The sequence below is a fragment of the Candidatus Planktophila sp. genome, assembly GCF_044348745.1.
Taxonomy (GTDB): Bacteria; Actinomycetota; Actinomycetes; order Nanopelagicales; family Nanopelagicaceae; genus Planktophila.
Window position 1 is genome coordinate 1 of sequence record NZ_JBIKSG010000037.1, and the last position, 9,086, is coordinate 9,086.

Here is a 9,086-nt window from a genome sequence, read left to right on the forward strand (position 1 = left end):
GATGTAGTACTTGGAAACTTGCTGACTCTTCCTGTTGGTGGTGGATTGCTTTATGTACAACCTGTGTATGTTCGAGCAACTTCAAACAGTGCTGCATATCCATTACTACAAAAGGTACTTGTTTCCTTCGGTGATCAGATTGGTTTTGATGACACATTAAAGGGAGCACTTGATCAGGTATTCGGTGGAAACTCTGGAACTGCAGCAGGAGGATCAACAACAAATGGTTCAACTGGTGCAACAACTAATTCATCACTTGCTAACGCTCTTGCAAGTGCAAAAAAGGCATACGCCGATGGATTAGCTGCACTTGCAAAGGGAGACTTTGCTGCATATGACAAGGCTCAAAAGCGATTGAAATCCGCACTTGATGCCGCAATCAATGCACAAGGAAAATAGATAAATACTTCGATTTGGTCTTTATCTATCGGTACGCATAAGATTGCAGCACCGGCGCGGGGTGGAGCAGCTCGGTAGCTCGCTGGGCTCATAACCCAGAGGTCGTAGGTTCAAATCCTGCCCCCGCTACTAGATGTAAAAAGGCCCTCACACGAGGGCCTTTTTGCTTATCTAATCCGTAGTGAGTTAGTCACGACCAGGACGCTGCTTGCTGCCATTGCGGCGGCGGCATAAAGCGGAGATAACAATCCAGCCGCTGCAATAGGCAATCCAATGACGTTATATATGAAGGCCCAACCCATGTTGAGTCGAATGATCTTGAGGGTCTTCTTTGAAAGCTTCAACGCTGAAATAACAGAACCAAGTCCTGAATTCATCAAAGTGATATCAGCACTATTAATCGCTGTGTCCGTTCCGGTTCCCATCGCCATTGATAGATCAGCTGCGGTCAGAGCTGCGGCATCATTGATGCCATCACCAATCATTAAAACAGTATGTCCTTCACTCTTCATGCGTTCAACAATTTCAAGTTTAGTTTCAGGCAAAGCATGTGAAACAACATGTGCTGCGTCAATACCAACAGTTGTTGCAACAGATGCTGCAACCTCGCTGCTGTCGCCAGTAACAAGCCAAGGGGTAATTCCCATATCCCGAAGTGCAGCAACTGTTTGTGCTGCATCGGTTTTGAGTTGATCACCGATAGCAAAGACAGCTAGTGCAACTCCGTCCCAAGCAAGTACTGCCAGTGTTAGGCCTGCAGTTTGTCCACGTTCGATTGCAGATTTGATATCTGCATGGAACTCAGTTGAACTGTGGGCAACAGCGGCAGGTGAGCCAATGAGCACAACTGGGGATTGTGATCCGATTAAAACCCGACCTGCAGCACCAGAACCAGGTGTTACAGAAAAATCAGAAACAGCAAATGTTGGACGTGAAGATGTCACTTGCCCTGCATTAGCTAAAGCATATTTAGTAATTGAAAGAGCAATTGGGTGGTTATTCAAAGATTCAATTGCACCAGCCGATGCAAGAATGTTCTCTCGTGTGACTATCTCTGCGAAGGAGCGACCTAGAACTGCCCCTGCTGCTGGAGAAATAGTTGCCTCTTGAACCAGCATCACTCCTTCTGTCAGAGTGCCAGTCTTATCAAATAAGACTGTATCCACCTTGCGAGCAACCTCTAGAACACGAGGTTCCCGCAGAACAATGCCACGTGCTGCCCCGCGACCTGAAGCAACCAGAAGTGCAACTGGTGTTGCCAATCCAAGTGCACAAGGGCAAGCAATTACTAATACGGTAATAGCAATAGAAATTGATTGAGTCAGTGATGAACCTGTGAAATACCAACCGGCAAATGTTCCTATTGCAAGCACTGTGACAATTGGAACGAACACTGAACTGATTCGATCTGCAAGGCGCTGAATTGGAGCTTTAGTGCCTTGCGCGCTAATTACCATCGCAGTAATTCGCGCTAATTCGGTGTCGCTACCAACTCGTGTTGCACGAACTATCAAACGGCCGTTGTGGTTAACCGATGCCCCAATTACTGAAGAACCTGGACGCACATCTACGGGTTTTGTTTCACCGGTCAACATGGAGTTATCGACTGCGCTCTCACCTTTAACGACAATTCCATCAGTAGCAATTCGATCTCCTGGGCGAACTTCAAATTCATCACCAATTTGTAACTGTTCAATTGGAACAATTAGCGGGAATCCCCCACGAACAATTGTTACCTCTTTACTGCCAAGGGCTAATAAAGATGTGAGCGCACTACTAGCTTTTGCCTTTGCCCGGGTTTCTAGATAGCGACCAAGAATTACAAAGAAAATCACACCTGCTGCTACTTCGGTATAAACATCTCCAGCACCTGTCGAGTTTGCATAGATAGACCAACCAAAGGCTGCTAGTGATCCCATTGAGATCAAGTTATCCATGGTTGGGTGTAAAAGATTTCTAAATGCTGCCTTATGTATTGGATAGGCAACAAGTAGCACTACTGGGGCGCTGAGGGCAATTACAACCCATGCAGTTGCAGAGTACAAAGGATGCGGTAGACCAAAAGTATCTAGGGCATCATGAACCCACATATCAATCTGGTGATGCCAACTCATGATCATTGACATGGCAACGGCTGGGACTGCAAAGATAAAGGCGAAGAAAAAAGCGCGAGCAGATTTCTTGCTATGTAGGGTTACAGAGGTTGCATCCACCAAAAGTGAAGCTTCATATCCTGCCTTTTCTACAACCTTGATTAAATCCTTAGGATTCATATCTGCCGGAGCCAATATATGAGCAGTTTCTGTTGCAAAGTTAATGGTCGCACTGACCCCTTCAACCTTATTCAGCGCTTTTTCAACTGAATTAACGCAGGACGAGCAAGTCATTCCCTGAACAGAAAGGGTAATTGGCTCTAGTAATTGGCTCATGATGTCCTTTTGTTAGGGATTTAATCCGTTGATCACTGCGTTATGTAATGCCCCGTTAGTAGAAACACCACTTCCGCCGAAAGGACCGTTCTGTCCTGCTGTATTGGTAAATGTACCGCCAGCTTCTCGAACAATGATATCTAGCGCTGCCATATCCCAAAGTGCAAGTGATGGTTCGATCGCCACATCAACTGCGCCTTCTGCCACAAGCATGTGAGACCAGAAGTCTCCAATGCCTCGCGTGCGCCAGGCACTAGCTAGCATTTTTTGAAAAGGTTCTAAGCGTTCTCCCCAACCCACAAAATCTGAGTATGAAATTGATGCGTCCGAGAGATCTGCAACTCTTGAGACAGAAATTTTTTTCTCATTTGTAGAATTTTCAAAATCTTCGGAGAGATCATCAACATTTCCTGAATTAAATCTCACAAATGCACCCTGTCCCTTAGATGCAGACCATCGTCGTGCAAGTGCTGGTGCGCTAGCAATGCCAACAATAACTTCTTCGACACCTGATGAGTCAACACTTACAAGAGCAATCAAAGTTGCCCACGTCGGCACGCCACGCATAAAGTTTTTTGTGCCATCGATTGGATCAATCACCCAATAACGACCTGATGTTCCTTTGTCGCTTCCAAACTCTTCGCCAACTAAGCCATCTGTTGGGCGATGGGTGGCTAAAGCCTCACGGATTGCCGTTTCAACTGCGCGATCAGCATCGGTCACTGGTGTGTTATCGGGTTTGTTTGTTATGACTAAATCTTGTGCTTGATAGCGATCTAGAGAAATCGCATCGGCTAAATCAGCTAATGCATGGGCAAGTGCTAGATCATCCTGCAGATCGTTGGAACTCTTATCGTTGCTCATGGTGGTGTCAGTCTATTCCTCGACTATTGAGGCAGACGAATCTTTGACCGCCAACAATGATCGAAGGCTTGCCAGACGTGCAGTTCGGTGAGCATTTGCAACCCCATCCGGACTAGCCCAGGCATCTAATTTGCAAGAGCTCTCTGCGTGTGAGCAGTTAGAAAGGCAATTTGCCGCTACTTCAGATAGGTCACTAAAAGCATCAACAATTCTTTGATTATCGATGTGGCTTAAACCAAATGCACGTATACCCGGTGTGTCGATAATCCAGCCTTCACTATCTACAAGTGGCAATGCGATAGCACTAGAAGATGTATGACGACCGCGACCCGTTGCTTCATTTACATCACCTGTCACTCGATCTGCCTCGGGCACAAGTGCGTTAATTAGAGTTGATTTGCCAACACCAGAGTGCCCAACCAGTACTGAGATCTTTCCCTCAAGCACCTGATGTAGTTTTGCTAAGTCTTTTGCTCGTGACTCACTCTTTATCGCCGTGTGAATGATTTCAACATCAAGATCAGCATATTCTGCAAGAAATGTAGGAACATCACTGATGTCTGTTTTTGTTACAACGATCTTTGGAATAATTCCTTCTGTAAAAGCCGAGACTAAAAAGCGATCAATGAGACCACGACGTGGCTCTGGATTAGCCGCCGCCACAACAATTACTAGCTGATCAATATTGGCAACAATTGTGCGTTCCACCTGTGCAGCATCATCTACCGTGCGACTCAGTGAGTTTCGACGATCTTGAACAGCAACAATGCGAGCAAGAGACCCGTCCACTCCCGTTACATCGCCAACAATAGAAACATTGTCACCTGTTACAACAGATTTTGGACCAAGCTCACGTGCACGCATCGCGGTGACGATAGTTCCATCTTCGGTAATGCAGGTCTGGCGGCCACGATCAACTGTTGTAACTAATGCTGATATTGCATCACTGTGTGATGGTCGATCTTTACTTCGAGGGCGAGTGCTACGTGATGGGCGAACTCGCGCATCTGATTCATCGTATTCGCGTGGACTCATAGTAAAAGAGAGCTCCAGAGCCCGGGAAAATCTGGCAATGTCTTTCTTGTTGTTGCGATGTTTTCTACTTCAATTCCTTCGACCGCTAGGCCCAGCACAGCCCCAGCTGTTGCTAATCGGTGGTCGTCATATGTTTGAAAAACCCCACTGTGTAGTGGTGCAGGGGTTATGTGTAATGCAGTTTCTTCCTCTACGACCTTGCCACCAAGTGCATTTATCTCACGAGTGAGCGCTGCTAAACGATCTGTTTCATGTTTGCGCAGATGGCCGATTCCACGCAAATGAGATGGTGAATCGGCAAGTGCTGCCAAAGCTGCAATAGAAGGGGTTAATTCACCAACATCATGGAGATCAACATCAATGCCATGAATTTTTCCAGTGCCAATAATTGTTAAACCGTTATCTCCAATAGAGAACTGTGCGCCCATATTCGAAAGAATTGTTCGTAGTTGATCACCTGGCTGTGTTGTTTTCAAAGGCCAGTCTGCAATTGCTACTTGACCACCACAGACCATTGCAATGGATAGAAATGGTGCAGCATTTGAAAGGTCAGGCTCAATCACTAAATCTAAACCAAGTAGTGGGCCTGGCCTAACACTCCATGTTTGTGCAACTGAATCAACTTCAACCGTTGCTCCAAATTGCCGCAACATTTCAACTGTCATCTCAATATGAGGCATTGAAGGCAATGAACCACCTTCATGCTTCACAGTTATCCCACGAGTAAAGCTAGGTGCTACTAAAAGTAGGGCTGACAAGAATTGACTTGATTCACTGGCATCAATTGTGATTTCACCGCCGCCAACTTTGCCAGTTGCATTTAATTTCAAAGGCAAGCTATAGCGATCTTCATGATCGATCGATACGCCAAGCTCTTCAAGTGCTTTGATTACTGGGCCAAGTGGGCGTTCGTAGGAACGTGGATCTCCATCAAAGATAACTCCACCATCTGCAAGGGCGGCTAATGGAGGCAAGAAGCGCATTACAGTGCCAGCATTGCCAACATCTATGCGCACCCCACCGCGCATTGGCGCTGGTGTAACAATCCATTGCAGCTCTTCATTTCCATCGACAATTGTTGTGCTTTCTTCGATACCAATCCCTAACGCCCGTAAGCCAGCAACCATTAGCTCGCTATCGCGTGAGACAAGAGGGCGGCGCAATGTTGAGGTGCTCTTTGCTTGGGCAGCCAAAATCAAAGCACGGTTTGTGACAGATTTGGATCCAGGGATGACAACGCTGATATCAACTGGTGTTGCGCCGCGATAAATCGCTGGCCAGTGAGCGTTGTTTGTCATCGCCTTATTCTAACGCGTGCCGATACCTGCGATACCCTTTAATTATGTGTGGTCGTTATGCGCAAACAGCCGATATGCGCGAACTCATGGAGCAGTTCGAGGTCACCGGCATATCGCCACAAAGCTCTTTGCCGCTCAATTGGAATATCGCACCAACAAATCCAATTTATATAATTCGCGCCAATGACCGCACAGGTAAAGACATCAAGAGTGAAAGAGCTCTAGCAACTGTTTCGTGGGGATTAATTGGACCTTGGTTAACAGATATGCAAGAAGCCCGCGCTTCGCAATCTAGAGCGATCAATGCACGCAGTGAGTCAATTCACGAAAAGCCAACATTTAGAAATGCGTTTCGATCAACGCGCTGCCTCATACCAGCATCTGGTTATTACGAATGGGCAACCGCACTTGGTCAATACCGCCCTAAACAGCCTTTCTATATTTCTGCCCGCGATGGCCGACAACTCCCGATTGCCGGGATCTGGAGTAGTTGGACAGCCCAAAATGGTGAAGTAATTGAGACCGCATCAATCATCACGCAAGAAGCACAAGGTGAGCTAGAAACTGTTCACAGTCGAATGCCAGTTTTCATGCCACCAGATCGCTGGGATACGTGGCTCAACCCTCGCAATAGCGATGTCAATGAATTGAAATCCTTAATGGTTGTCCAGAACCCTGATTCCATCGTTATCGCTCGCCCAGTGTCAGATTTGGTAAATAGTGTGGCAAATAACGGAAAAGAGTTGACGGTTGAAACGCCTTTGGGAGAGCCAGAAACCCTGTTTTAGCGATAGTGTTTTAGGCGATGTCAACGGATCTAGTTAAAGAGAGCTCAGCGGAACGTGCTGTCCGCTTTGAGCGAGATGCCCTTGCATTTACTGACCAGCTCTATGGCGCTGCCCTTCGTTACACAAAAAATCCACATGATGCAAAAGATTTAGTGCAAGACACTTATCTAAAAGCGTTTGCTTCTTTTCATCAGTTTGAACCTGGAACTAATTTAAAGGCCTGGCTCTACCGTGTTTTAACAACAACTTTTATCAATACATATCGCAAGGATCAACGTCGCCCTCAATTAAGTGCTGGCGAGATCGAGGATTGGCAGCTAGCAGATGCGGCCTCTCACACTAGTGACCAAGGTAAATCTGCTGAAGTTGAGGCGTTAGAGAATCTGCCAGATAGCGACATTAAGCGGGCACTTCAAGATATTCCTGAAGAGTTTCGAATAGCGGTCTACTTGGCTGATGTTGAAGGCTTTTCCTACAAGGAGATAGCAGAGATTGTTGGAGTTCCGGCAGGAACTGTCATGTCACGGCTGCATCGGGGAAGAAAACAGCTGCGTGAGCGGTTAACTGAGTATGCGAAAGAACTTGGCTATAGCACCGATAAGAAATCGGGGGCGAAACCATGACATTCAACTTTGCATTGGGATGTAATGAAGTATTGAACTCATTTGTGTTGCTGATTGAGGGAAATATCGAAGCACCACAAATGAATTTAATTGAAGTTCACATCTCTAGCTGTCCTGCATGTGAAGCAGAACTTGCCCATGAACAAGCAATCCATTCCTTGATGCAAGATGTGCTTCGTCGCAGCTGTGATGAAAAAGCACCAGAAGAGTTACATGATGCGATTTATCGCCAAATACATGGGCAAATGACCGGTGCCTTCACCGAAGTGGTAACCCAGTACAGCATGACTGAAATATCAATTGAAATAGATGAGTTCGGGCAGATTGAGCACCGCGAGGTCACTATTGAGCACACCGAAGAGATTCGTTTTCATAAGGATGAAGAGTGATTGCTGCAGAAGAAGTACTAGGCGCAGTTGGATTAACAGAGATGGTTGTGCGCCCCGGCGACACATCTGTTGCCATCGGAATAGGCGATCTTCCAATCATCGCACCATCTCTACTGATTAATTTGATGGAGCACGCAGCCATTTTATCCCTAGATCTTTACTTAGAACCTGAAGAGACAACTATCCCAGTAAGTGTTGAATTCATTTCATTATCGCCTGCAAGTATTGGCGCAGAACTTCGTGGCACTTCTCGCGTGATTGAAATTGAGGGAAAAGAAATTACTTTTGAGTGTGAAGTCTATGAACATGATCGCCAAATTGCAGCAGCATTGATAAAAAGATCAACGGTGGAGCGAGTATCTTTCCTCGCTCGCACCGCTGCTCTTAATCTAGTTCAGGATATAAATAAAAACTAAGCCTTCTTAGTTGCCCAGAAAATCTCTGCAATTTCATCAATCTTTGCAATCAATGAATCTGCAACTGCAACATCTTGGGTTCCCTTTGTGCCTGCAGCACCTGCAAGCTTTGTTGCCTCATTAAACAATGAGTGCAACTGTGGGTATGCCTCAAAGTGTGGTGCCTTGAAGTAGTCAGTCCATAGCACCCATAGGTGCTCCTTAACCTGGTGTGAACGCTCTTCTTTGATCGCCACTGAACGTGAACGGAAATCTGCGTCTGAGTTAGCTGCGTACTTTTCCATGCATGCCTTTACAGATAGCGCTTCAATCTTTGCCTGCGCTGGATCGTAAACTCCACATGGAAGATCACAGTGTGCGTAGACAGTTGTCTTTGGTGCAAACATTTTCTTCTCCCCTATTAAGCACTTATCGATGTGATGGAAATGCAGTGCTTATGGTGCGAGACTACCGCCCGTGAGCAAATTTGGCACAGTTAAGGTTGCAGGCGGCTCCATGCTTCCCACATACCGAGAGGGCGACTGGTTATTTGTCAGCTGGTTAGATTCCGCGCCAGGTTTAGAGGCGGTCGGAGACTCCCTTGTCAGCAAGGTTGTTGTGGTTGAGCGCGAAGAGCGACCAGGGATCTTTCTTGTGAAGCGAGTGCAAAAGTTCCATGCAGGAAATTATTGGGTGCAGGGCGATAATGATGAGAGCACTGATTCACGTAGTTGGGGTTGGATTCCGGCTAATGAGGTTATTGGTGTTGTGCTGTTTCGATACAAGAAGAGCAGAGCGCGCTGACTCTTAATCACCGGGTCGGGGGTTCGAGTCCCTCACCACCCACTTACAAGCGTGAGTGTGCC

The 9,086-nt window shown here is 46.5% G+C and carries 10 protein-coding genes, 1 tRNA gene and 1 pseudogene; 7 read left to right on the forward strand and 5 right to left on the reverse strand.

The window, feature by feature from the left end; genetic code table 11:
• Together AC9UH7_RS05555 and AC9UH7_RS05560 are read left to right on the forward strand one after the other, a co-directional pair.
• Positions 1–399 (forward strand): annotated as a pseudogene (locus tag AC9UH7_RS05555) (UPF0182 family protein); the annotation flags it as partial.
• Positions 400–454: 55 nt separating this feature from the next.
• Positions 455–528: transfer RNA gene (locus tag AC9UH7_RS05560), tRNA-Met, on the forward strand.
• A gap of 38 nt (positions 529–566) precedes the next feature.
• Here AC9UH7_RS05560 and AC9UH7_RS05565 read toward each other — a convergent pair.
• Genes AC9UH7_RS05565 through aroA form a run of 4 tightly spaced genes read right to left on the reverse strand, consistent with a single transcriptional unit; the run spans position 567 to position 6,025 of the window.
• Positions 567–2,828 (reverse strand): heavy metal translocating P-type ATPase, encoded by a 2,262-nt coding sequence (locus AC9UH7_RS05565; protein WP_509596074.1) that lies wholly within the window; start codon positions 2,826–2,828, stop codon positions 567–569.
• Between the two features lie 12 nt (positions 2,829–2,840).
• Positions 2,841–3,692: an inositol monophosphatase family protein gene (locus AC9UH7_RS05570; RefSeq protein ID WP_509596076.1), complete on the reverse strand. Its 852-nt coding sequence runs from the start codon at positions 3,690–3,692 to the stop codon at positions 2,841–2,843.
• Positions 3,693–3,704: 12 nt separating this feature from the next.
• A complete protein-coding gene (rsgA, locus tag AC9UH7_RS05575) occupies positions 3,705–4,727 on the reverse strand; it encodes a ribosome small subunit-dependent GTPase A (protein WP_509596078.1) in 1,023 nt (340 codons plus the stop codon).
• The gene (gene aroA, locus AC9UH7_RS05580) at positions 4,724–6,025 is read right to left on the reverse strand and encodes a 3-phosphoshikimate 1-carboxyvinyltransferase (protein ID WP_509596080.1); all 1,302 of its coding nucleotides are present in this window, start codon (positions 6,023–6,025) and stop codon (positions 4,724–4,726) included. Before aroA ends, rsgA begins: the two co-directional genes overlap by 4 nt.
• Positions 6,026–6,069: 44 nt before the next feature.
• Between aroA and AC9UH7_RS05585 the strand changes: the two genes are divergently transcribed.
• The 4 genes from AC9UH7_RS05585 to AC9UH7_RS05600 are packed head-to-tail and all read left to right on the forward strand — an operon-like array spanning position 6,070 to position 8,241.
• Positions 6,070–6,813 carry an SOS response-associated peptidase gene (locus AC9UH7_RS05585; protein ID WP_509596082.1) on the forward strand — a complete coding sequence of 248 codons (744 nt, stop codon included), beginning with the start codon at positions 6,070–6,072 and terminating at the stop codon, positions 6,811–6,813.
• Positions 6,814–6,830: 17 nt separating this feature from the next.
• Positions 6,831–7,436, forward strand: coding sequence for a sigma-70 family RNA polymerase sigma factor (locus AC9UH7_RS05590; protein WP_509596084.1), 606 nt, complete (start codon positions 6,831–6,833; stop codon positions 7,434–7,436).
• Positions 7,433–7,825, forward strand: a complete 393-nt coding sequence (locus tag AC9UH7_RS05595) for an anti-sigma factor family protein (protein WP_509596086.1) — start codon at positions 7,433–7,435, stop codon at positions 7,823–7,825. The genes AC9UH7_RS05590 and AC9UH7_RS05595 overlap by 4 nt, the downstream gene beginning before the upstream one ends.
• On the forward strand, positions 7,822–8,241 hold the full coding sequence (locus AC9UH7_RS05600; RefSeq protein WP_509596088.1) for a thioesterase family protein: 420 nt from the start codon (positions 7,822–7,824) through the stop codon (positions 8,239–8,241). Before AC9UH7_RS05595 ends, AC9UH7_RS05600 begins: the two co-directional genes overlap by 4 nt.
• On the opposite strand, the gene sodN is transcribed toward AC9UH7_RS05600, so the two are convergent.
• On the reverse strand, positions 8,238–8,627 hold the full coding sequence (gene sodN / locus AC9UH7_RS05605; RefSeq protein ID WP_509569535.1) for a superoxide dismutase, Ni: 390 nt from the start codon (positions 8,625–8,627) through the stop codon (positions 8,238–8,240). The two genes, AC9UH7_RS05600 and sodN, sit on opposite strands and share 4 nt — an antisense overlap.
• Positions 8,628–8,697: 70 nt before the next feature.
• Here sodN and AC9UH7_RS05610 point away from each other — a divergent pair, with 70 nt between their 5' ends.
• Complete coding sequence (locus tag AC9UH7_RS05610; RefSeq protein WP_509596090.1) at positions 8,698–9,024, forward strand: S26 family signal peptidase; 327 nt, start codon at positions 8,698–8,700, stop codon at positions 9,022–9,024.
• Positions 9,025–9,086: the final 62 nt, after the last annotated feature.

Coding starts and splice junctions, on each gene's coding strand:
- AC9UH7_RS05565 (WP_509596074.1), bottom strand. CDS start 2,828: ATGAGCCAATTACTAGAGCCAATTACCCTTTCTGTTCAGGGAATGACT.
- AC9UH7_RS05570 (WP_509596076.1), bottom strand. CDS start 3,692: ATGAGCAACGATAAGAGTTCCAACGATCTGCAGGATGATCTAGCACTT.
- rsgA (WP_509596078.1), bottom strand. CDS start 4,727: ATGAGTCCACGCGAATACGATGAATCAGATGCGCGAGTTCGCCCATCA.
- aroA (WP_509596080.1), bottom strand. CDS start 6,025: ATGACAAACAACGCTCACTGGCCAGCGATTTATCGCGGCGCAACACCA.
- AC9UH7_RS05585 (WP_509596082.1), top strand. CDS start 6,070: ATGTGTGGTCGTTATGCGCAAACAGCCGATATGCGCGAACTCATGGAG.
- AC9UH7_RS05590 (WP_509596084.1), top strand. CDS start 6,831: ATGTCAACGGATCTAGTTAAAGAGAGCTCAGCGGAACGTGCTGTCCGC.
- AC9UH7_RS05595 (WP_509596086.1), top strand. CDS start 7,433: ATGACATTCAACTTTGCATTGGGATGTAATGAAGTATTGAACTCATTT.
- sodN (WP_509569535.1), bottom strand. CDS start 8,627: ATGTTTGCACCAAAGACAACTGTCTACGCACACTGTGATCTTCCATGT.